Here is a 21,916-nt window from a genome sequence, read left to right on the forward strand (position 1 = left end):
TCGGGGATGAAGAGTCGGCTTGGTGAGGCTGAAAATGGACGCCCGGTGAGTAGCCTCATCGGGCGTTTGCAATTCTGTATAGGAATCTTTTCATCTTCACGAGATTGAATCCTATTTTCTTAAAAATCTAAATCCCCAATCCATCCTTACATCCTCCTGACAGTTGATGAACCTCGTGCGACAACGGGTGAGCACGAATACAGCTGTAGCCGATTCCATGTCAGGATGATTCAGTACAGGACAAACAAGTGTTTCAAACACGGGTCGGGAGGATGAGGTGGGGATTTACGCAGTCGAGGTCTTGCCGTTTTGGAAACGGCCATTGGGAGACGACTGGCTGGCAGTCAGCGGCTCGGGTGACCATGTTTTCTTATCGGGACCTGAAGTCGAAACACTGAACAAAGGGTGCGTCAGCGAATTGCCGCTGGCATTGCAAGCCACGCTCAAATCCCGCTTCTTCACAGCGAGCACCGATACTCCAGGCACGCGGCGGCTCCTCAATTCAAGACGGGCGGCACGTCGAGAAACGGTCACTGCGGGCCCCAGTCTGCATATTCTTGTTCCCACTCTGCAGTGTGCGCATTCGTGCCAGTATTGCCAAGTCAGCCGTTCATTGCACGATACCGGCCACACGATGACTCGTGAAGATTTGCATGCCGCTTGTGATCGAATTTTCGACAGTCAATCGCCAACGCTGACGATCGAATTTCAGGGCGGGGACCCGCTGCTGCGCTTTGATCTGGTGCGGGAAGCCATCGAGCGGATCCAGATTAAAAACCGTCATGAGGGACGACTGCTGCGATTTGTGGTGGCTTCGACGTTGCATCAACTTGACGACGCCATGTGTGCCTACTTTCGCGAGCACGGCGTTGTACTGTCCACCAGCGTGGATGGTCCGGCGTCACTGCATAACCGTAATCGGCCCCTCCCGGGGCGCGATGCGTACGAGCGCACTTTGGCGGGCATCGAGAGAGCGCGGCGCTGGATGGGTCACGATGCCGTTTCAGCGCTGATGACGACAACCAAGGCATCATTGGCGCACCCCGAGGCGATCGTCGACGAGTACGTACGGCTGGGCTTTGCCGAGATCTTTTTGCGTCCACTCAGCAGCTATGGCTTTGCCAAGCGCAATCAGGCCTTACTGGGTTATCGACCCGCTCAGTTCGAGACTTTCTACCGCCGAGCTTTTGAGCGCGTACTTCACTGGAACCGTCAGGGTGTGCCGCTACGAGAAGTCTATGCGTCCATCATTCTCAACAAGATTCTCTCGCCATTCGACAGCGGCTATGTCGACCTGCAAAGTCCGACAGGGGCGGGTCAAAGCGTACTGGTCTACAACTACGACGGTTACGTCTATCCAAGTGATGAAGCACGCATGCTGGCTGAATCGGGAGACATTTCGCTGCGTTTGGGGCCCATTGGTACGCCGCTGGCCGAGCTTCAACAGTCCGCCGTTCAACAGGCATTGATTGAGGCCAGTCAAGTCGAGCGGGTCGATGACTGCCGAACGTGCGCCTTCCAGAGCTACTGTGCGCCCAACCCGGTCGACGCACAGGCGCAATTTGGTCGACTGGACACACCGGCCCTGGAAACCGAGCACTGCCAACGACACCAGTGGCTGTTCGATTTCTTCTTCGATGCAGTACGTCAGGCTGACGAGGATCGCTTGGATCTATTTCATGCGTGGGCCAGGCCCACATCGTCCCCCGAGCAGGAGACCTTATGCGACGCATGAGTGCAAGCTTTGGAAGCCGAGTGCAGAACGAAGACATTTGGCGCGTGGTATCAATTGAAACTCTCGCAGCCCAATGGCAATCGGATCTGCAGTTTCTGGTCAAGGTCACCCGTGACAGTGACCGGAAGCACGTCCACCAACTTCAGGCTGCAGGTCTTGGCAATGTCGAATGGATGGATGCCTGCGATACCGAGATTGGCGACGTGGTAGTCACCACACCCCATCGATCGCAAGCAGCGGTGCTTTACCGCCCAAGCGACCTTCACCATGGCTTGCAACTCACGAATCGGTGCAACAGCAACTGCCTGATGTGCTCTCAACCCCCGACGCCGCAAGCTGACGACTGGATGGTTCGTGAGGCTGTCGAGGTCATTCGCCACATGGGCAGTTCCCCGCCGGTACTGGGACTCACAGGTGGAGAGCCCTTGCTCTTAGGCGAGGGTCTGCGTGAGGTTCTCGATCATGTGCATGAATGTCACCCGAGCACTCGGGTCGAGATTTTGAGCAACGGCCGCTTGCTTGCCAATGCCCCTCTGTGCAAAGCCGTTGTGGATGGATTGCAGACACCGACCACATGGTTGGTGCCACTGTATGGCCACGTCGATTTTTTGCACGATTTTGTTGTGCAAGCCCATGGCGCATTCGAGCAGACGCTTGCGGGGCTGCTCAATCTCCAGCAACACCGCCAGCCGATTCAGTTGCGTATCGTCTTGATCAAGCCAGTGCTGGATGTTTTGCCGGAGCTGTGTACTTTCATTGGTCGCAACCTGCCATTCGTCAAAGAGGTCGCCCTCATGGCTTGCGAGCCTATCGGCTTTGCGCTGGCCAACCGGGAGTTGTGCGAGGTTGACCTGGCGGACTGGCAGGGCACGTTGGAACAAGCCGCTCGCCAACTGAAACGGCATTCCGTTCCCTTTCTCTTCATGAACACGCCGCTTTGCGCACTGCCGACGGATCTTCATGGGCACGCTCACCGAAGCATCTCGGACTGGAAAAACGTCTACACGCCAGTCTGTGAACCTTGCCAGCTCAAACCGGACTGCGCCGGCTTTTTTGCTTGGCATGAGCGAGGCTGGAAACCCGCCAAAACCATCCCCATTACGCGCGAGGAGTACACGGCATGAGCCGTTTCATCAAAAACATCGGCCTGTTTCTGGCCAGTATCACCCCGTTGGCCGGGAGCAAGACTGCCGATGCAGCCATTCCGGCCTCTGAACTGGCACTCAATGCACTCAACGAGCCGCAGGCTGTGCCGTTGCGTCCCCTGAACTTCGAGCACGACAACCTGTTCGCGGGTCATCGGTCACATTCCAGCCATCGATCTCACTCCAGTCACAGCTCACATTACTCGGGATCAAGCGGCCGTTCCTCGTATTACTCCTCACCTGCGCCCTCGCCTGCCCCCAGCTACAGCGCGCCGAGGTCGTCTCCAACGCCTGCCCCCGCACCTTCTCGTTCTTCTTCGTCGACAGCGGCGGGCACCGCCAGCAATCTCTTGGGTTCGCCGTCGCGCCCACTGGCTCCATCGCCGAATCCGTCTTCGACAACTGTCCAGCCTGCAACGACATCCAGTGCCACATCCGCCAAAGGCGCTACGGCAGTTGGACAAGGCGATGGGGTCGAGATGAACCGCACGGAGAAGCTCAAACTGCAAATCATGAGGGTGCAAATCAAGCTTCTGTCGGTAGGACTTTATGACGGACCGGCCAACGGCGTGATGACGCCCCAGACCGTCGAGGCGCTGAAACGGTTCCAGATCGTTAAATCGCTGCCTGCAAATGGGCTGATGTCGACGGAGACGATGAACGCGTTGGGCATCACGGCAGTCAGGTAAAAATAGATCGACCTACTCAATTTTTCGTGGCAGGTTCGAGAAGCCGGTCATTCCAAAACATCGCCCCTCGAATAAAGGACATCTAATGGCCCGCAAATCATCCAAAGTTCAAGGAACTCTCATCGCAGCGGCGGCAGTCATAGGTTTACCTATCTATGGCGCCTCGAAAGTCATCGACTCTTCGGGCTGGGCAATTCCACTCTTGGCGATGTTGGGGCTGGTAGTGGCGATTGCGCTGTACAAATACAACAAAAAGCACAAGCGCCTCACCTACCTTAGAGGCAAATACAAAGACGAAACAACTGTGCAGAAAATTTACGCTGGCTATTTCTGGGAAGGTCAGACTGCCGAGCAACTGTTGGACTCGCTGGGACGTCCTGAGTCGGTAGACAACAAATTACTAAAGACCAAGATCAAGGAAGTCTGGAAGTACAACCGGCAGGGTGTCAATCGCTATGGACTCAGGATCACTGTTGAAAATGGCCACGTCGCAGGATGGGACAAAAAATCATAGCCGCTCACACCAAAGCTGGCATTCAACAACTCCTTTGCAGCTTACGCTTTTAGCGATATCACCCGCACCAATTCGGTCGGATCAATACGGCCTGGCGCATTACGCCATCCTTGAAGTGTCCAACTGGCGTCATGGCAAAACAAAAACCCCGCCAAGTTCACACTCAGCGGGGTCTCTGCCTTAGAACAGGCAGACCTGCAGCACGGCAGGCCAGCTCGTCCCAAGAAACGGTCAATTCAACTTATCAGTCGATCAACACTCAGGCAATCGAAGCCTGGTAGATCGTTTCGATGGTGCCATCGATGGTCTTGTTGAACTCGTCGTCGCTTTGCTGTGCGCTCAGGCCTTCGGTGAGGGCGCGGCTGAAGCTGGCGATGATGCCGGGGTTGCGGGCCAGGCGGGCGTTGGCTTCGTCGCGGCTGTAGCCGCCGGAGAGCGCAACGACGCGGACGACACGGGCGTGTTCGACGAGTTCCTTGTAGAAACCGTCGACTTCGGGCAGGGTCAGCTTGAGCATGACGACGGCGTCGGCCGGCAGTGCGTCGAGGTGGGCCAGCAGGGATTTCTTGAGCAGGGCTTCGGCGTCGGCCTTGTCGGGCGCGGCGATGGAGACTTCGGGCTCGATGATGGGCACGAGGCCGGCGGCAAGGATCTGCTGGCCGACTTCGAACTGCTGGGCGACGACGGCGTCGATGCCCTTGGCGTTGGCTTCATGCACCACAGAACGCATCTTGGTGCCGAAAATGCCCTTGGCGACAGCGCGCTTGAGCAGTTCGTCCAGACCGGCGATGGGCTTCATGAGCTCGACGCCGTCGGCGCGTGCGGCCAGGCCCTTGTCGACCTTCAGGAAAGGCACGACTTGTTTGCGTTCCCACAGGTAGGCGGCTGCGTCCAGGCCATCGAACTGGCGGTCCATGGTGGCTTCGAACAGGATGGCGCCCAGTACACGCTTGCCGTCGAATGCCGGGCTGCTCACGATGCGGGTGCGCATGGCGTGCACGAGATCGAACATCTCGGCGTCGCCGCTGTACGACGATTCTTCGACGCCATACAGTTTCAAGGCCTTGGGGGTGCTGCCGCCGCTTTGATCCAGCGCGGCGATGAAGCCCTTGCCTTCTTTGACTTTGGCCAATTGTTCCTGATGCACAGTGGTTGCTCCTATAGAGTTTGAAAATCTGAAAATCTGAACTTCGAAACCGACAAAACCGACTATCCAGGGCTGGTCCAGCCCGGCAACGCGGTCGATGATACCGGGTTTGACTTGGCTGCAGACAGGTCGCAGGCGAAGTCGAAGGTACTCGCCCCAGGGAACAGGGGTTCGAAACCCGCTGTTGTCCGACTCAATCGCGGTCGTCTCCCGGCTGCCCCAGGCCGCTGCTGCGCTGCACTCGCCGCTCGACGGCGGTGCGCAGCACGGCGGTCCGTGCGGCCAGCGTGGCGTCGGCACGCCGCTGGGCCAGGGCGAGCGTGAACCAGCTTTTGGCGCGGGTGATGCCGGTGTAGATCAGTTCACGCGTGAGCATGGGGCTGAGCGCATCGGGCACGATCATGGCGGCGTGGGCGAATTCCGAGCCCTGCGATTTGTGCACGGTGAGCGCAAAGACGGATTCGACGGCCTGCAGCCGGCTGGGCAGCACCCAGCGTATGCCCTGGCTGCCGTCGCCGGCCGCAAAGGCCACGCGGGGCGACCAGGCCAGCCGGCCGCCCTGCCCTGCCACCGGTCGGGCCAGGGTGATGCCGATGTCGCCGTTCATCAGGCCCAGGCCGTAGTCGTTGCGCGTGACCAGCACGGGCCGGCCCAGGTACCAGCCCTGCGCGGCGGGAATGAGTCCCTGGCGGGCCAGCTCGCGTGCGATGGTGAGGTTGAGCCCCTCCACACCCCAGGGCCCGCGCCGCAGGGCACACAGAATCTGAAACTGGGCATGCGCCTCGAGCACCTGGCGAGCCCACGCGTCGAAGGCGCTGTCGTCGGCGTCGAGATCGGGCTGGCGGTCGCGCAGCAGCGTCAGGTAATGACGGTAGCCTTTCGGGCTGCCGGGCTTGGCGGCGTGGCCGGGCCAGTCGCCGCCTTCGACGGCCAGGCGGGCCAGTGCACCGGCGGATGCCTGGGTGCGGGGCGCGTATCCGCTTGGGCCGGGGATGCCTTGCGCCGGGCCGGCCCCGATTCCCTCGGGGGCGAGCCAGCTCGTGGCCAGATCGTGATGCCCCTGCGCCAGCACGGCCATCACCCACTGCGGCTGGCCGGCGTTGACCGCCTCGGCCAGTTGGCCGATGCCGCTGCGGGCGTCGAAGCGGTAGCTGTGCCGCAGCATGGCCACGGCCTGGTCCAGCGGGCGGCCCTGGGCATCGGTCAATGCCGGATCGACCGGCTGGCCGCTGACGCGCTGCAGCCATTCGGCGGTCTGCGGCAGGTAGTGCGCGGTGCGCGCCCGGGCGCAGAGCTCGCCCAGCACGGCACCGGCCTCGACCGAGGCCAACTGGTCCTTGTCACCCAGCATGAGCAACCGGGCATGCGCGGGCAGCGCGGCCAGAACGGCGGCCATCATCTCCAGGTCGATCATCGAGGCTTCGTCGACCACCAGCACGTCGAGCGCCAGCGGGTTGCCGGCATGGTGGCGGAACTGCCGGCTGTCGGGACGGCTGCCGAGCAGGCGGTGCAGCGTGGTGACTTCGACCGGAATGTGCCGGCGCACGGTTTCTCCATGGGCTAGATGATCGAGATCGAGCTGGAGTACGGTGGCGGCGATGGATTCGTTGAGCCGGGCTGCGGCCTTGCCGGTGGGCGCGGCCAGGCGGATGCGCAAGGCGGCGGGACGCTCGCCGGTGAGCGCCAGGCTTTGCAGCAGGGCCAGCAGCTTGACGACGGTGGTGGTCTTGCCGGTGCCGGGCCCGCCGGTGATGACGCCGAAGGCGGTGCCGGCCATGAGCGCACAGGCGAGTTTCTGCCAGTCGGTGGCGGGGCCGGCCGGGGCTTCGGCGGCGTCGGGAAGGGTCCGAGCCGGCTTCGGCGGCGGGAACAGCGCCTCGAGCGCATCGCGCAGCACTGCGGTGGGCAGGGCTTCGCGCCGTGCGGCGTTGCCGGCCAGGCGGGCTTCGATGCCGGCCTGCACCTGCTGCTCGTAGCGCCAGTATCTGCGCAGGTAGAGACGGTTGCCGTGCAAGACCAACGGGCGGGCGGCCTCTGCCGAGGCCGCCCGCCGATGGTCGCCATCGTCGATCGCCCTGCCCGGCTGCGATCCATCGATCGACTCGACCAGGCGGCTGGCATCGAGCGCGCGGCGCCAGTCGTCGGCCTGCAGGCCTTCGAGCACGTCCGAGGGCAGGCGCGGCAAGGCGGTCCCGGTTTCGCCGTCGGGCGGCAGGGAGAGCACGAACCGGCTGTTGTCGAGCGTGGCCTGCAGGTCGAGGCACACATGGCCACGGCCCAGTTGGTGGCTGGCCAGTGCGGCGGCGAGCAGCAGGCGGGCATCGGCGGTCGGGTCTTGTTCCAGCAAGAAAGCCGCAAGCATGCGGTCGAGCGCGCGCAGCCAGCCTTGGGCCACCCATTCGCCGAGCAGATCCATCATGCCGGCCGGGCCGGGGAACGGCGTGGCCGGGGCCAGGAGGTCGAGCTGGCCGGAGCCGTGGGTGGGCGTGGTCATGGTGTGGGGGTCTCCTGCCCCTGAAACAGCGCGTCGAGCGCGTCCATCAGCGCCAGCGGCGGTTTGTCTGCATACACGCCCTGGCCCGGCGCGCCGATGCCGCGCATGAACAGGTAGACGGCTCCGCCGACATGGCGGTCGTAATCGTAGTCGGGCAATCGCACGCGCAGCAGGCGGTGCAGTGCAAACAGATACAGGCTGTATTGCAGGTCGTAGCGGTGTTCGGCCATGGCCAGCCGCATGGCGGGATGGCTGTAGGCGCTGTCGTCCGGGCCCAGCCAGTTCGATTTGTAGTCGGCGACGTAATAGCGGCCCTCGTGCTCGAACACCAGATCGATGAAGCCCTTGAGCAGGCCGTTGAGCTGGTCGGGGCGCACCCGCGGACGCGGCGTGTCTTGCAGGGTGTAGCGTGTCACCCATTCATCGAGCCTGAGCGCATCGACATGGCTGGCCGAGAACCAGAATTCCATCTCGGACTGGCTGGATGGGAGTGCGGCCAGGGCGACGGGCGGGCTGGCGCCGGGGTCGGGCAGCGGCAGCGGGGTGGTCGCCAGTCGCAGCAGCCACGTCACCAGCGGATCGATCCATTCGGTCCAGCCCCGCAGCGTGCAGCGGCGGGCCACGGTGTCGCGCAGCAGCGCGGGCGAGGCGACGACCTGCGCATAGCCCTGCTCGGCCATCCACTCCAACAGGCCATGCAGAAAACTGCCCGGCGCAGCACCGCGTGGAAAGGCATGGGGGCTGCCGGCTTCGATCTCGGGCACGGCCCCCGGCGTGACCAGCGGCACGGTGGGCGGCACCGGGTGGGCGGATTCGCGCAGCCGGGCCTCTTGCGGCGTGGCGGGTTCGGCGGGGGTGCGCTCCAGGGTGTCCTGCACCTCGGGCAGGTCGGACAGGCTGGGCAACGCGCCGGTGTCAGGGTCTGCGATGCGCAGGGCCGAGTAGCTGGCGATCCACCACGGTGTGCGCACACGTGCCACAGGAATACGCGCCGCGCCGGGCGTGGGTGCGGCTTGCCGGGGCAGGCTGTCGTCATGGGCCGATGGGGCCGGTGCCAGGGCAATGGCGTCGCAGGTGCCGCGCCAGGTGGCCAGGGCGGTGGGCAGTTCTGCGGTGGGCACCGGTTGTCCGCCCGCCAGCAAGTAGCCGACGGCGCCCTTGTGCAGTTCGCAGTGGCGCGCATTGCCGGCCACCAGCGGCGCGGCGCCCATCCAGATGGCATGGCGCGCACGCGTGAGCGCGACGTACAGCAGGCGCAGGTCTTCGCTGAGGCGTTCGTCGTTGGCGCGTTCGTAGGCGGTGCCGGCCAGCACCTTGTCTCGCGAGAGTTCGACCACATAGGCGCCGGGCCAGCCGCTGGCGTCCTGCGGCGACTGGTGGTAGCCCAGGCTTGCACTGCGGCCGTCGACATCCTTCCAGGCGCAGATGTAGGGCAGCAGTACCAAGGGATATTCCAGCCCCTTGGATTTGTGCACGGTGATGACCTTGATCAGGTCGGCATCGCTTTCGAGGCGCAGGATCTCTTCGGCGCCGGGCTGGGCGAGTTCTTCGGAAAAAGCCCGCACCAGCGCGTGTTCGCCGTCGAGCTCGGCCGACTGGCGTTGCAGCCATTCGCTGAGGTGCAGCACGTTGGTGAGGCTGCGCTCGCCGTCGGGCAAGGCACGCAGGCGCTCGGGCAAGTCGAAGTCCGAGAGCCAGCGGCGCAGCATGGGCAGCACGCCCTGTTTCTGCCAGATCAGCTTGTAGCCGTGCACGCGCAGCACCAGGGTCTCCCAATGCTGCTCGTCTTCGTTGAGCCGGTCGAGCGCGGCCCAGGCCAGTCCCATGGTGCGGGTGGCCAGCGCGGCGCGCAGCCGGCCGTCGTGGCCGGGCTCGACGCAGGCTTGCAGCCAGCGCAGCAGATCCTGCGCCTCGGGGGTGTCGAAGACCGAGTCGCGGTCGGAGAGGTAGACGCTGGCCAGCCGGCGCCGGGCCAATGCAGAGCGCACGGCCTCGGCTTCGGCCCGGCCGCGCACGAGGATGGCGATATCGGCCGGCCGCAGCGCACGCTGCACCCGCGGCAGCGCCCCGGCTTCGTCGGACGCATAGCCTGCACGCCCTTCGCTCGCCAGGGCCAGCCAGTCACGCACGGCGCTGGCACTGCGTTCGGCCATCTGCTCGCGGTACATCGTCGCGCCCACGGGCAAGAGCGGATCGACGGGGTTCTCCAGCATCCACACATTGAGCGCGGGCACCTCGGCGCCGTCGATCAGCAGGCGTTCCCGGCGGCCTTGGGCTTGCACGGGCACAAAGGGCACGGGATTGCGGCCATCGGGCTCGGCAAACCGGAAGGCGCCGCGTGGGTGGTGCGTTTCCGCATAGGCAAAGGCGTGGTTGACGGCCTCGACCACGGCCCGGGTGGAGCGGAAATTGGTGGCCAGCGTGTAATGCCGCCCGGCGGTGGCGGCGCGGGCCTGCAGATAGGTGTGGATGTCGGCGCCCCGGAAGGCGTAGATGGCCTGCTTGGGGTCGCCGATCATGAAGAGCCCGGTGGCCGCGTCGTTGCCCGCCACATCGTAGATGCGGTCGAAGATGCGGTACTGCAGCGGGTCGGTGTCCTGAAACTCGTCGATCAGCGCAACGGGAAACTGATGGCGGATGGCCAGGGCCAGGCGGTCGCCCTGCGCGCCTTGCAGCGCCACATCCAGGCGCACCAGCAGGTCGTTGAAGCCCAGTTCGGCGCGCCGGCTCTTGTCTTCGGCCAGGTTGGCGCGGATGCCGGCCAGCGCATGCAGCAGCAGCGCGGCACGCACGTCGGGCCGCGACTGCCCGTGGTCGAACCAATCGGCCAGGGGCTGCAGCAGCGGGTGCTCGGGCACGGGTTTCTTGCCGTTGAGCTGCAGGCGCTGCGGGGCCAGGCGCTCGAGGCGCAGGGACTGCGGATCGCCCTGCCCGGTGTGCGCCCAGTCGGCCAGGGCCTGCAGCCAGGCGTCGAATGCGGCGTCGTCCTTGCGTTCGGGAAAACTGCGTGCGTTGAGGTCGGGCCGCAGGGTGTGCAGCCACTGGCGCACGCTGTCGGCACCGCCGGGCCGGGTCCAGGTCTCGCGCACCTTCAGTGTCAGGGTCTCGGCGGTGTCATTCCAGCCTTGCAGGCCGGCCAGCAGCCGGGCGGGCGAGGTTTCTTCGGCGATCGCACCGGGCCCGCCGATGACCTGTCCGCCCCAAGCCAGCAGCGCATCGCCGCGGGCCAGCAGCGGTTCGATCTGGCGTCTGAGCGCGGCCGGATCGGCAAAACAGCGCAGCACTTCGGCCACATCGGCGGCTGGCAGCGGGTAGTAGGTGCGCCGCCAGTAGTCGTGCACGGCGGCTTCGAGCAAGGCCGATTCGTCGGTGATGAGTTCCTGGGTGAAGAGGCTGCCGCTGTCGAAGGCGTGTTCGCGCAGCATGCGGTAGCACCAGCCGTGGATGGTGGAGACGGCGGCCTCGTCCATCCACTGCGCGGCCATGCTCAGCAGGCGCGCGCAGCCGGGCCACGCGGCGGGCGGGTAATCGGCGCGCAAGGCCAGCAGGGCCGGATCGTGGGCGGGGCCCTTGCGCTCGGCATTCGCCGTGTCGCCGCCCTCTTCGTGCCCTTCGTTGTCGTCCAAGGGCGTGGAAAAACAGGCCGCTGCTTCGCTCAGCCGTGCGCGGATGCGTTCGCGCAGCTCTTGCGTGGCGGCATCGGTGAAGGTGACGACGAGGATCTCGGGCGGCGTCAACGGCCGGCCCAGGGCGTGGCCGCCGCCATGGGCCAGCACCAGCCGCACGTACAGCAAGGCGATGGTGTAGGTCTTGCCGGTCCCTGCGCTGGCCTCGATGAGGCGGCTGCCGTACAGCGGGAAACGCAAGGGGTCGAGCGCCTGGGTCACGGCTGTGGCGGTATCGGTCGGCATGGAGGTCGGGATCATGCTGCATCTCCGGGCTTGTCGCCATCGGCCGGCTCGCCGGGGGCGCCCTGGATTGCGTCGAACAAGGGCCGGTACAGGCGGTCGCACCAGGCTTCGAAGGCACCGGTGGCCGCCAGGTCGGCAAAACGGGGATAGGCACGGGCCAGTTCGGGCGAGCGCTCGGCTTCGCCGGCCAGGCCGAAGCTGCCGTCGTAGGCGGTGGCGGCATCGCGCAGCCGGCGCTCGGGCTCGGGGCCTGCGGCCAGCCAGGCAAAAGCGGATTTGCAGCTGACCGGCAAGGGCTCGCGCATGCCCTGGGCCCAGGCGTCGAGCAGATCGGCCAGCCGCGTGCGGGCCTCGCCGGCAGGCAGCGGGGCCAGGACCAGATCGCCGGTCTGGCTGACCAGCACGGTGGCGGCTTGCGGCGCCACGGCCTGCAGGGCCAGATGATCGACCCAGTGCCGCACCAGGCTGTGCCACTTGTAGCCCCGGCCTTCGTGCAGTTTGCCGCTGACCAGTTGGATGCGTGCGGATGGGGGCTGGCTGCCGACGGCATCCCAGCCGGATAGCCGGACGCCGTCGACGTCGTCCTCCAACGCAAGCGCCGGCGTGCCGCTGCCGGGCGGCTCCGTGCGGGCGGCCGACACGGACAGTTCCTGCACGGGCAGCACACCGGCGTCGTAGCGTTCGAGCTGGGCGCGGTAACGGGCGAGCAGATCGGTCAGCGGTGCGGCGAGTGTGTTGGCGGCATGCGGTCCAAAACCCGCCAGCGGCAACTGGCCCTGTTCGGCCAGGCGATCGAGTTCATCGGCCAGGCGCGAGGCCACCGCCTGACGTGCCTCGGCGGCGGCGTCGGCCGGGCCGTGGGCCCCCGGGTAGGTGCTGGGGTCTGCGGCGGGCCCGGCCGGCCATTCCTGCTCGACCCAGGGCTTGAGGCGCAGGCACAGTTCGTTCTGGAGTTGCCAGGTCTGCAGCGCATCGAGCGAGAACGCCTCGTCGTCCAGGCTGGCCGCTTCGGACTGCCCCAGCACGGCACGCAGGCGCGAGCGGAAAAAGGCCTGCACCGGCTGTGCCAGAAAATCGGCCAGTTCGCGCAGGCGCAGCGGCGCCTCGGGCAGGTGCTCGGGCAAGGGTTCCGGCTGCGCCGCGGGCTGTTCGGATGCCGCCGGCGATTGGGCCGCGCCCCATTCGTGCGCATAGGTATAGAGCCCGTCCAGCCCATGCACCGCATCGCCCGCCGCCGCCCGAGGCGGAAAATACGCGGCGCTGAACGGCTGCAGCGGGTGTTCCTGGGTGAGCGCGTGCAGCAGATCGGTGCCGTCGGGGGTGGCGCGCCAGCCGTCGCGCAGGTGGTCGCGCAATTGCGCCACCAGCACCGAGGGCGGGCGTTCGCTGTTGTCGCGGATGCTGCGGCCCACCCAGCTCACATACAGCTGCTCGCGTGCGGACAGCAGCGCCTCGAGCATGAGGTAGCGGTCGTCCTCCCGGCGCGAGCGATCGCCGGGCCGGTAATCCTGCCGCATCAGGTCGAAGTCCATGCCGACCTGCTGGCGCGGGTAATCGCCGTCGTTCATGCCCAGCAGGCAGACGACCTTGAACGGAATGGCACGCATGGGCAGCAGGGTGCAGAAGTTGACGGCCCCCGCCAGGAAACGCTGGTTGAGACCGCCCTGGTCGAGCCCGGCCAGCCAGCTCTCCCGCACCACGGTCAGCGGGATGGGGTCGTCGAAGCCGGCGTGCTGGCAGGTGGCGAGCCAGTCGTCCAGCATCTGCAGCAGTTGCTGGCGCAGCAGTTCCTCGGCCTCGTCGGACGGGGTGAAGAACGCATCCACCAGATCGCGCAGGCGCTGCGCCCAGGTGGCGGGATCGGCCGGCTCGGCCAGGGCCTGCCGGTGCACGTCCAGGCGTTCGAGCAGCGCGGCCAGCGGGCCCAGGGCCACGGCATCGAGGCCGCCGATCTCGCCATAGGGGGCGATGCCTTCGAAAGACGGCCCCTCGCCCACCGCATAGCCCAGCAGCATGCGGCGCAAGCCGAAGCGCCAGCTGTTGGTGTCGTGTGCGGCCGGCAGGGCGATCTGTTCGCGCTGGGCGCCGTCGAGTCCCCAGCGCACGCCCGCGCCGGCGATCCAGCGGCGCACGGTGGGCAGGTCGGCATCGGCCAGCGCCAGCCGCCGGCGCACGGCACCGACGTCGAGCAGGTCGAGGATCTCGCTGGCGGCAAAGCGGCTTTCGGGCAGTTTGAGCAGGTACTCGAGCGCCACCAGCAGCGGTTCGCGCCCGCGCTGGCCCTGGTCGGCCAGGGTGTACGGAATATGGCGCGCATCGGCACGCGGCAACTGGCCGAACACCGCGTCGATGTGCGGCGCGTAGGCGTTGATGTCGGGCACCATGACGATGATGTCGCGCGGCGTGAGCGCCGGGTCGGCATCGAAGCGCGCCAGAAGCTGGTCGTGCAGCACCTCGACCTCGCGCTGCGCGCTGTGGGCGATGTGAAAGCGGACCGAGGCATCGGCTGCCACCGGCACGGCGGGCCACAGGGCACGGCTCTCGGCGGGTGGGCGCAGGTCGAGGATGTCGTCCTGCAACTGGCCCAGCAGGGTATCGAGCCGACCGCCGGCAAAGAGGTCGATGCGCCCGCCGTTGACGGGCTCGAGACGGCCCCGGTAACGCTCGGGGTCGTCGGCCGCATCGAGCAGGTTGAGGTAATCGCGCCCCTGCTTGCCCCAGGCCGCCAGCAGCGGCTGGGCATGCTGGTGCTGGGCGTCCTCGTCCAGCCCGGACGGCGTGCCGGGGCGGTGCGTCTGGCGTTTGTAGCTGTGACGCAGCAGATCCTTATCGGCGACGATATCGCCCCAGTGGTGGCGGCTGGGGTTGTGCACGAACAGCATCACCTGGCTGTAACGGGCCAGCGCCTGCAGCGCCGCAAAAGACTGCGCGGGCAGCGACGAGATGCCGAACACCGCCACCCGCCTCGGCAGGCCGGCCGGGCGCTCGGTCTGCGCCGCCATGCAGGCCAGGAAGCGCTCGTGAACGGCAGCACGCCCCGATGCCGCCGCCTCGGGCCCCACGTCTTCGAGCAGCGCGCGCCACAGTTCGGCCTGCCAGCGTTCGTCCTCGCCCAGCGCGCGTTCGCCGCCGCGCGCCTGCCGCACCTGGTCGCGGCCCCGGGCCCAGTCGTCGAGCCAGTCGGCGCGATAGACCTGGTATTGATCGAACAGATCGGCCAGCCGCTCGGCAAGCTGGTGGCGGCGGCGCATGTCGCGATCCTGAGCCAGGAAACGGCGCAGCGGCCCGAACGCCGGGCGTTCGAGCAGCACCGGCAGCAGCCGCATCAGCCGCCAGGCCAGTGCGGATTTGTCGAGGGCCGAGGTTTCGGGCACGGCATCCGGGCCCAGTGCCGCGCGGTAGGCGCGCCACAGGAACTGCGCCGGCAGCTCCACGCTCAGCGCGGCGGCCACGCCCAACCCGCCGGCGTCGGTATCGGCGGCCAGCGCGAACTTGAGCCATTGCGCGATGCCGTTGCTCTGCACCAGCACGGTCTCGCGCTCGAGCGGCGACAGCGGATGCAGGCGCATCCAGTTGACCAGCAGCTCGCGCAGGCTCTCGGGCTGGTTGCCATGGATCACCATCAAGCCGGGTTCGATCGGCGATGCCCCGGTCATGCGGGAATCCTGCTGAGAACTGCGTGGGTCATGGATACCGATCGTGCCGTCTGGGGTGCCATCTGAAGTGACGTCTCGCGCCTGCCGTGCAGCGGCGCGCAAAAGCGCGATGTTAGCGGGTCCGCCACACCTGGGGGCTGGCGGGCAGGCTGTCAAATCACCCATATCGTTACACAAGATACATTAATGGACAGATCAACCGCTAGAAGCTCCTTGATGAGCTTGCAGACATGACTCCCCCTACTGCCCCCGGCGATGCCAGCCGCGACACCCCAACGGCCATCCGCGTGGCACTGGTCGAGGACGACCCGGGCTTCCAGCAGCAGATCGCCGATTCGCTGGCCCGGTCGGCAGAGGTCGAGCTGATCGCCTCGGCCGGCACGGTGACCGAGGGCCTGTCGATGCTGGACCGGCCCGCCGCCGATGTGCTGCTGGTGGACCTGAGCCTGCCCGACGGCAGCGGGGTCGAAGTCATCGCCCGGGCCCGTGAACGCTGGCCGTCGTGCGCCGTCATGGTGACCACGATGTTTGCCGACGAGGAACGCGTGATGCAGTCGCTGCAGGCCGGGGCCACCGGTTACCTGCTGAAGGACGCCCTTGCCACGGACATCGTCAACGAGATCAAGACCGTACACGCCGGCGGCAGCCCCATCAACCCGATGATCGCGCGGCGCCTGCTGCGCCATTTCACGGCCGCGGCCCAAGCGGCTGCCGCAGCGGCCGCGGCAGACCAGGGCCAGCGGGCGGGCGCGACACTCGCCATGGACCTCTCGGCACGCGAGCGCCAGGTGCTGGAGTTCGTGATCCGGGGCTACACGGCCCAAGAGATCGCCAAGTCCATGTCCCTGTCCCACTGGACCATCCAGACCTATGTGCGCCGCATCTATGAAAAGATGGGCGTGCGCAACCGGGCGGAAGCCGTCAGCCGCGCTCACCTCATGGGGCTGGTCACGCCGCCCGGTGCCCCCGGCCTGTGACGGGACTGTCCGGCGTCGCCGCGCTTTCGGCCTTGCGGCGGCTCGCCCCGCGGATCGGCCTGTGGACGGCTTTGCTGATGACGGCATGCTGGTTCTTGACAGACGGCTGGGGCGACGCGTGGGCCGCATCGGCCGCGCACCCCCGACCGCATCGTGTCGTCGAGGTCGACGCCGCCCAGGCTCGGACGCCTGAAGATGCGCCGCTGATCCCCCCGGCCCGGCTGTCGGCCAGCGGCATGCCGCCCTGGGGTACGGCGGCCTGGTCGCCGCGCACCTTGCCCGATGCCCGTACCCCGGGCTCGACGGCGGCTGCCGACGACGACGACGACGAGACACGCCACACCACCTGGTACCGCATCGCCGTGGACCCCGCCTTGCGCGACATGGACGAACCGCTGTTTTTCTACCTGCCCCGCTGGCAGACCGTCGGCGTGGTCTCGCTGTATGCCGATGACCAGCTGATCTGGGTTTCGGAAGGCGACCCGGTGTGGAACGGCTTCAACCGGCCGCTGGGCCTGGTGCTGGATGCGCTCGACGGCTCGCCCCGCCCGGCGGTGCTGACGCTGCGCATGGACACGCTGGGCGAGCATGGCGGCGGCATCACCGCGCCCTGGCTGGGTGCCCGGGCCGATCTGCGCTGGCGCCATGCCGTGCGTTCGTTTCTGCAGAACAGCCTGCCGCTGGGCATCGGGCTGGGCATGCTGGGCCTGGGGCTCTATGCCCTGGCGATCTGGGGCGCGCGGCGCCGGGATACGCTGTACCTGCTGTTCGTGATGGTCTCGGTGCTGTATACCGTGCGCTGCCTCCATTACTGGGGACCGCTGGATCCGGCGATCATGCGATCGGACTGGTTCGGCTGGCTCACCATCAACAGCCTGTCGTGGCTGGTGATGCTGGGCCTGACGATCAACTTCAGACTGTGCGGGGCCCGGCCCAGGGTCTGGCTCGAACGCGTGCTGGCGGCCAGCGTGCTCGGCACCAGCCTGCTCACGCTGCCGGGCTGGCGGGCACCGGAAGACCTCGCGGCGCTGGCCTTTGCCTGTTATCTGTTGATGCTGGCCTGTGCGCTGATCGCCATCCCGATCCTGCTGCTGGCCTCGTGGCGCAGCGGTCGCGCCCCCGCACGCACGCTGGCCGTGCTCAACCTGCTGGCCCTGCCGCTGGCCGTGCACGACCTGATGCTGCAGCGTTATCTGCTGCCGCTCGACCAGCCTTACCTGATGGCCTATTGGCAGATCTCGGTGGCGATCGTGTTCGGCTGGGCCATGGCGCGGCGCTACATCGACAGCATCGACGGACTGGAACGCAGCGGCGAAAAACTCGCCCTGTCACTGGCCGAGCGCGAAAGCGAGCTGCGCCAGAGCTACGAACAACTGCGTGCGGTCGAACAGCGCGAACTGCTGACGCAGGAGCGCGCCCGCATCATGCGCGACATGCACGACGGCCTGGGCGGCACGCTGCACGATGCGCTGCGGCTGTCTCAGCAAGGTGCAGACGCCGGCCCCGGCCTGCAGCAGGCGCTGCGCGAATGCCTGGACGAGTTGCGGCTGGCCATCGACTCGCTCGACCCGGTCGAGGCCGACCTCGCCCTGCTGCTGGGCACGCTGCGCTACCGGCTCGATACCCGGCTCAAGCACGCCGGCATCACGCTCCAGTGGCAAGTCGACACGCTGCCGCCCCTGGGCTGGATGAGTGCCAGTCATGCCTTCCATATCCTGCGCATCCTGCAGGAAGCCATCACCAACATCATCAAGCATGCGCAAGCCAGCACGATCCGGGTGGATGCGACGGCCGACGAGGGCCGCGTGACCGTGAGCGTGCACGACAACGGCATCGGCATGACGCCCGGCCGGGCGCGCACCGGCGGTCGCGGCCTGGCCAACATCCGCAACCGGGCAGAGGCGCTGCAGGCCACGGTGCAGTGGCTGCCCGGCCAGGCCGACCACGACCGCGCTCGGATGGAGGCTGCAGCGAGCCCTTCGACCGAACCGGAACAGCCCCGCCGCGGCACCACTTTTGTACTACAGTTACCGCAGTCGCCAGACTGACGCCCAAACCCCCCATGATTCGAGCCGACCGGTGCCTGCCGCCGATGGCGGTACATCGTCCTCGTGGCCGTCCGCCGGTCTGCCTGTCCGCCTGATTTCCGCCCCATTCAACGTGCCCTCCTCCTCCCCTCGATTCGCCCTCCGTTCGCTGCCCGCCGCACTCGTCCTGGCCACAATGCCGGCTCTCATCGCCGCCGCCCAGGCAGCGGGGACGGGCCCCGTCACGTCGACTTCCGCCAACACGAACGCGTCGGCCGCCAACGGCGCCCAGCCGCAGATCCTGACCATCTCGCCGTGGATGCCGCCGGCGCCCGCGCCTGTCGTCGCCCCTGCTGCTCCCGCCGCGCCCGTGCAGCCTGCGGCGGCCTTGCCGGCCCCGGCAAATGCCCCCGCCCCGGCCCCGGCTCCGACCGCAGCCGTACGATCCTCGGCCCCGGTTGCATCGCCACGTCCGGCAGCCGCAGCGACCGCAGCGACCGCCCCTGCGGCAGTGGCCGCCCTGCGGCCGGCCGACACGCCATCGGCGAATTCCGCTGCACCGGCTTCGTCGGCCGCGCTGGCGCCGCTGACCCCCTTGGTGCCGCTCGCGCCTCTGGACGCGGCACCGGATGCGCCGGCAGCAGCCGTTCTTGCCGAGCCCGTGCTCGCTGCCCGTGCCTGGCTCAGCCTGGATCTCAACAGCGGCGCGATCCTGAGCGAAGCCCAGCCCGACCAGCAGCTCGCTCCGGCCTCGCTGACCAAGCTGATGACGGCGTATGTCGTTTTCGATGCCCTGGCTCACCAGCGCCTGTCGCCGGCCCAGCCGGTGGCGGTGTCCAACCATGCCTGGCGCACCGGCGGCTCTCGCATGTTCTTGCAGGCCGGCCATGCCGTCACCGTCGACGAACTGCTGCAGGGCCTGCTGGTGCAATCGGGCAACGACGCCGCCACCGCGCTGGCCGAAGCCGTGGGCGGCAGCGAAAGCGGTTTTGTCGCGCTGATGAACGAGCAGGCCCAGCGCCTGGGCATGAGCCGCAGCCGTTTCATGAACCCCACCGGCCTGCCCGATGCGGCCCACCTCACCACCGTGCGCGATCTCTCGCGGCTGGCCTCGCGCCTCATCGGCGATTTCCCGCAGTACTTCCATTACTTCAGCCAGAAAAGCTTCACCTACGGCAACATCACGCAGCCCAATCGCAACCGGCTGCTGTTTTCGGATGCCTCGGTCGACGGCATGAAGACGGGCTACACCGATGCGGCAGGCTACTGTCAGGTGTCGACCGCGCTGCGCGACGGACGGCGTGTGCTCACCGTGGTGGCAGGTACGGGCAGCGTCAACGCCCGCACCACGGAAAGCGCCCGGCTGCTGGACTGGAGCTACCAGGCTTACGAAACGGTGCGCCTGTTCGGCCCCGGCCAAGCGCCGCTGCGCCAGACGGTCTGGGAAGGGCAAGCCGACCAGGCCGTGCTCGCCCCCGCAAAACCGGTGTGGGTGACGGTGCCGCGCGGCCGTACCGCCGACATCCGCTGGGCGCCCCAGACGCCCGCCGATCTGATCGCACCGCTGGCGCAGGGCCAGTCGGTCGGCACCTTGCAGTTCACGCTGGATGGCCGGCCGCTGGCCAGCGTCCCGCTCGTGGTGCGCGAAGCCGTGGCGCAGGCCGGCTGGCTGGGCCGCATGGCCGACCAGGCCCGGCGCTGGTACGCCGCTCGGTCCTGACGCTGGGCGGACCGTCCCTGCCCGTCCGCTCGGAGCGCCCGGATCGCTCGAGTCTCCGAGCGGACCACCCGGGCAATACACAAAACGGGTGCCAGACCGCCAGGCTAAACCGTGTGCAGCATCGTTTTTTGACGCCTTCATGACAGAAAAACGCTCAGATTTGCTCAGACACAAAAGTACTCGGAATAGGTATTCTTCCTGACGTCACACAGGCTTCAGGCCCGGCTCGGCAGCACGTCCGTCGGTTCCCCCGCCTGCGTCGAACAGGTCAATCAGGGAGGAAAAGAGAAATGCCAAAAATCAGAATGGCTTGGGCCAGTGCACGCATCGGCGATGGCGGCCCCACAGTCAAGGGCCATGGCCGCTGGGTGGCCGATACGGCGCACAACCGTCACGTGCTGGCCGAGTCGCTGGCTTATGTCGAGCAGCACCAGACGGCCAGCAACCTGGAGTTCTGGCTTGAGACACGCAAGCCGCGTGCGCGCAAGGCCAGCCGCGACGACTCGGCCTCGCAGATCCGTGCCCTGCCCTGGTGGGGCCCGACCAGCGCTTCGGTGCTGGAGTCGTCCCGCTCGATGGGCTGAACCGGCGGATCCGCCCTCGCCGCCCGTTTCAGAGAAACGGGCGCAGCCGCATCGCGGCGTGTTCGAAGAAAGCCACCTGATCCACATTCACGGACCAGGGCGAAAAATCGAAGTGACACAGGCTGCCCTGCGCCGATTGGCCCGGGTGGCCGACGCGCGTCCCGATATAGCTGCGCACCAGTTCACGGTGCTTGTGCCCGGCCAGCACCGGGTCGGTCAGCGAGTCCGGTGTCCAGTACACGCCGTCGCGCACCACGAACTGGCAATAGCTGTCGGCCACCGGCACTTCGGTCAGGTCCAGCGTCAGCTCTTCCTGCTCGGCATCGACCGCGGCTCTGCAAACAAAAGTCGGGCCGTCGAGCCGGTACAGCGCCGTGAAGCGGTGGGGCACCAGCGCATTCAGGTACAGCAGAGCCGAGCGCAGGCCCTGCAGGCGAATGATCTGGTCGAACTCCTCCAGGCAGCCGAGATCCGGTTCGTCGTCGAACCCGCTGCGAGCATGGGGGATGAGTTGCTCAGCCATGCCGGGCGGCCGCTCCCTTGGACTCGGCGGCCTGCGCGCCCGGCACGGCATCCTGGAAGCCCTGGCGGCGGAAGGTCAGCACCAGCGTGTCGCGGCAACCCGCTTCGCCGTCGGGCTGGATCGGCGTCGTCTCGTGTATCACCCGGGTGTCGTCGAGCAGCAGCATGCTCCAGGGCTGGTTGAGCGTGAAACGCTGGCCGCTCGGCCCCTGGGCCTCGAACACCCGGGTCTCGCCGCCCTTCACGCCCGCGCACGCCATCATCACGATGGCCACGAAATCCACGCCGTCGCGATGCGCGCCTTCCGGCGTGGGCCGGCCGATGCCGTCGGTGGTGTCGATGCGGAACTGGTGGGCTTCCACGAACCAGGTCGAGACCCCGCTGAGCGCCGTGCACACCCCCGAGAGCCCGCACAGCAGGGCCTGCCATTGCGGCTGCGACACCAGTTCGGCATCCATGGGTTCGAACCAGCGCTCCATGCCGCCATGCAGCGCGTTGTAGTGCACCGGCTGCCAGTGCGCACGGTGCGGCACCGGGCGGCAGTCGCCGGGCTCGACGACAAACGAGGCGTGACGGCGCCGGCGGTACCGGCCGCCATCCTTCAAGTAGGCATCCGAAGGCAGGTCACGCCAGCTTTCGCGAAACGCATCCCAGGTGGCCAGCCCGTCGCCGCACAGCTGGGCCACGGCGGCCGCATTCACCACGGCATATCCCTGGCGCCGCAGTAGGGGCACCAATTCGGCGACGGAGGTGAAAGGCGGCTCGAAGGCAGGCTGTGACATGGCGATGAAAATA

14 protein-coding genes are annotated in these 21,916 nt (G+C 66.9%); 8 read left to right on the top strand and 6 right to left on the bottom strand.

Annotated elements, in window-relative coordinates; all coding sequences use genetic code 11:
- Positions 1-277 precede the first annotated feature (277 nt).
- The 4 genes from hxsB to EC845_RS17120 all read left to right on the top strand — a co-directional run bounded on the left by hxsB (position 278) and on the right by EC845_RS17120 (position 4,083).
- The gene (hxsB, locus tag EC845_RS17105) at positions 278-1,735 is read left to right on the top strand and encodes a His-Xaa-Ser system radical SAM maturase HxsB (RefSeq protein WP_255416913.1); all 1,458 of its coding nucleotides are present in this window, start codon (positions 278-280) and stop codon (positions 1,733-1,735) included.
- Positions 1,732-2,859: a His-Xaa-Ser system radical SAM maturase HxsC gene (hxsC, locus tag EC845_RS17110; protein WP_123299522.1), complete on the top strand. Its 1,128-nt coding sequence runs from the start codon at positions 1,732-1,734 to the stop codon at positions 2,857-2,859. Before hxsB ends, hxsC begins: the two co-directional genes overlap by 4 nt.
- On the top strand, positions 2,856-3,569 hold the full coding sequence (gene hxsA / locus EC845_RS17115) for a His-Xaa-Ser repeat protein HxsA (RefSeq protein ID WP_123299348.1): 714 nt from the start codon (positions 2,856-2,858) through the stop codon (positions 3,567-3,569). The genes hxsC and hxsA overlap by 4 nt, the downstream gene beginning before the upstream one ends.
- 85 nt (positions 3,570-3,654) lie before the next feature.
- Positions 3,655-4,083, top strand: a complete 429-nt coding sequence (locus EC845_RS17120) for a DUF2845 domain-containing protein (protein ID WP_199739832.1) — start codon at positions 3,655-3,657, stop codon at positions 4,081-4,083.
- A 259-nt stretch (positions 4,084-4,342) separates the two neighbouring features.
- Here the strand turns inward: EC845_RS17120 and EC845_RS17125 are convergent, their stop codons facing one another.
- The 4 genes from EC845_RS17125 to recC form a co-directional block, all read right to left on the bottom strand.
- On the bottom strand, positions 4,343-5,230 hold the full coding sequence (locus EC845_RS17125) for a fructose bisphosphate aldolase (protein ID WP_123299349.1): 888 nt from the start codon (positions 5,228-5,230) through the stop codon (positions 4,343-4,345).
- A 193-nt stretch (positions 5,231-5,423) separates the two neighbouring features.
- Positions 5,424-7,724 (bottom strand): exodeoxyribonuclease V subunit alpha, encoded by a 2,301-nt coding sequence (recD, locus tag EC845_RS17130; RefSeq protein WP_199739833.1) that lies wholly within the window; start codon positions 7,722-7,724, stop codon positions 5,424-5,426.
- Positions 7,721-11,650, bottom strand: coding sequence for an exodeoxyribonuclease V subunit beta (gene recB / locus EC845_RS17135; protein WP_233598135.1), 3,930 nt, complete (start codon positions 11,648-11,650; stop codon positions 7,721-7,723). The genes recD and recB overlap by 4 nt, the downstream gene beginning before the upstream one ends.
- Positions 11,647-15,291 (bottom strand): exodeoxyribonuclease V subunit gamma, encoded by a 3,645-nt coding sequence (gene recC, locus EC845_RS17140; RefSeq protein ID WP_199739834.1) that lies wholly within the window; start codon positions 15,289-15,291, stop codon positions 11,647-11,649. Before recC ends, recB begins: the two co-directional genes overlap by 4 nt.
- Positions 15,292-15,521: 230 nt before the next feature.
- Between recC and EC845_RS17145 the strand changes: the two genes are divergently transcribed.
- The 4 genes from EC845_RS17145 (at position 15,522) to EC845_RS17160 (ending at position 20,599) form a co-directional block, all read left to right on the top strand.
- A complete protein-coding gene (locus tag EC845_RS17145) occupies positions 15,522-16,268 on the top strand; it encodes a response regulator transcription factor (RefSeq protein WP_123299350.1) in 747 nt (248 codons plus the stop codon).
- A complete protein-coding gene (locus EC845_RS17150) occupies positions 16,265-18,316 on the top strand; it encodes an ATP-binding protein (protein ID WP_123299351.1) in 2,052 nt (683 codons plus the stop codon). Before EC845_RS17145 ends, EC845_RS17150 begins: the two co-directional genes overlap by 4 nt.
- A 175-nt stretch (positions 18,317-18,491) precedes the next feature.
- Positions 18,492-20,015, top strand: a complete 1,524-nt coding sequence (locus EC845_RS17155; protein ID WP_233598136.1) for a D-alanyl-D-alanine carboxypeptidase family protein — start codon at positions 18,492-18,494, stop codon at positions 20,013-20,015.
- Between the two features lie 290 nt (positions 20,016-20,305).
- Entirely contained in the window at positions 20,306-20,599 is a 294-nt protein-coding gene (locus tag EC845_RS17160) for a hypothetical protein (RefSeq protein WP_148077328.1), read from the top strand.
- A gap of 28 nt (positions 20,600-20,627) precedes the next feature.
- Here the strand turns inward: EC845_RS17160 and EC845_RS17165 are convergent, their stop codons facing one another.
- Both EC845_RS17165 and EC845_RS17170 read right to left on the bottom strand, forming a co-directional pair.
- Positions 20,628-21,122, bottom strand: a complete 495-nt coding sequence (locus EC845_RS17165; RefSeq protein ID WP_123299353.1) for a hypothetical protein — start codon at positions 21,120-21,122, stop codon at positions 20,628-20,630.
- Positions 21,115-21,903, bottom strand: coding sequence for a 2OG-Fe dioxygenase family protein (locus tag EC845_RS17170; protein WP_123299528.1), 789 nt, complete (start codon positions 21,901-21,903; stop codon positions 21,115-21,117). Before EC845_RS17170 ends, EC845_RS17165 begins: the two co-directional genes overlap by 8 nt.
- Between the last annotated feature and the right edge of the window lie 13 nt (positions 21,904-21,916).

Origin of the sequence: Comamonas sp. BIGb0124 (genome assembly GCF_003752175.1) — a bacterium.
Classification (GTDB): domain Bacteria; phylum Pseudomonadota; class Gammaproteobacteria; order Burkholderiales; family Burkholderiaceae_C; genus Comamonas_F.

Excerpts from the sequence above, each read along its gene's own strand:
- EC845_RS17120 (WP_199739832.1), top strand. The coding sequence starts at position 3,655 with ATGGCCCGCAAATCATCCAAAGTTCAAGGAACTCTCATCGCAGCGGCG.
- recD (WP_199739833.1), bottom strand. The coding sequence starts at position 7,724 with ATGACCACGCCCACCCACGGCTCCGGCCAGCTCGACCTCCTGGCCCCG.
- recC (WP_199739834.1), bottom strand. The coding sequence starts at position 15,291 with ATGACCGGGGCATCGCCGATCGAACCCGGCTTGATGGTGATCCATGGC.
- EC845_RS17160 (WP_148077328.1), top strand. The coding sequence starts at position 20,306 with ATGCCAAAAATCAGAATGGCTTGGGCCAGTGCACGCATCGGCGATGGC.
- recB (WP_233598135.1), bottom strand. The coding sequence starts at position 11,650 with ATGATCCCGACCTCCATGCCGACCGATACCGCCACAGCCGTGACCCAG.
- EC845_RS17145 (WP_123299350.1), top strand. The coding sequence starts at position 15,522 with ATGACTCCCCCTACTGCCCCCGGCGATGCCAGCCGCGACACCCCAACG.
- EC845_RS17155 (WP_233598136.1), top strand. The coding sequence starts at position 18,492 with ATGCCGGCTCTCATCGCCGCCGCCCAGGCAGCGGGGACGGGCCCCGTC.
- hxsA (WP_123299348.1), top strand. The coding sequence starts at position 2,856 with ATGAGCCGTTTCATCAAAAACATCGGCCTGTTTCTGGCCAGTATCACC.
- EC845_RS17165 (WP_123299353.1), bottom strand. The coding sequence starts at position 21,122 with ATGGCTGAGCAACTCATCCCCCATGCTCGCAGCGGGTTCGACGACGAA.
- EC845_RS17170 (WP_123299528.1), bottom strand. The coding sequence starts at position 21,903 with ATGTCACAGCCTGCCTTCGAGCCGCCTTTCACCTCCGTCGCCGAATTG.
- hxsC (WP_123299522.1), top strand. The coding sequence starts at position 1,732 with ATGAGTGCAAGCTTTGGAAGCCGAGTGCAGAACGAAGACATTTGGCGC.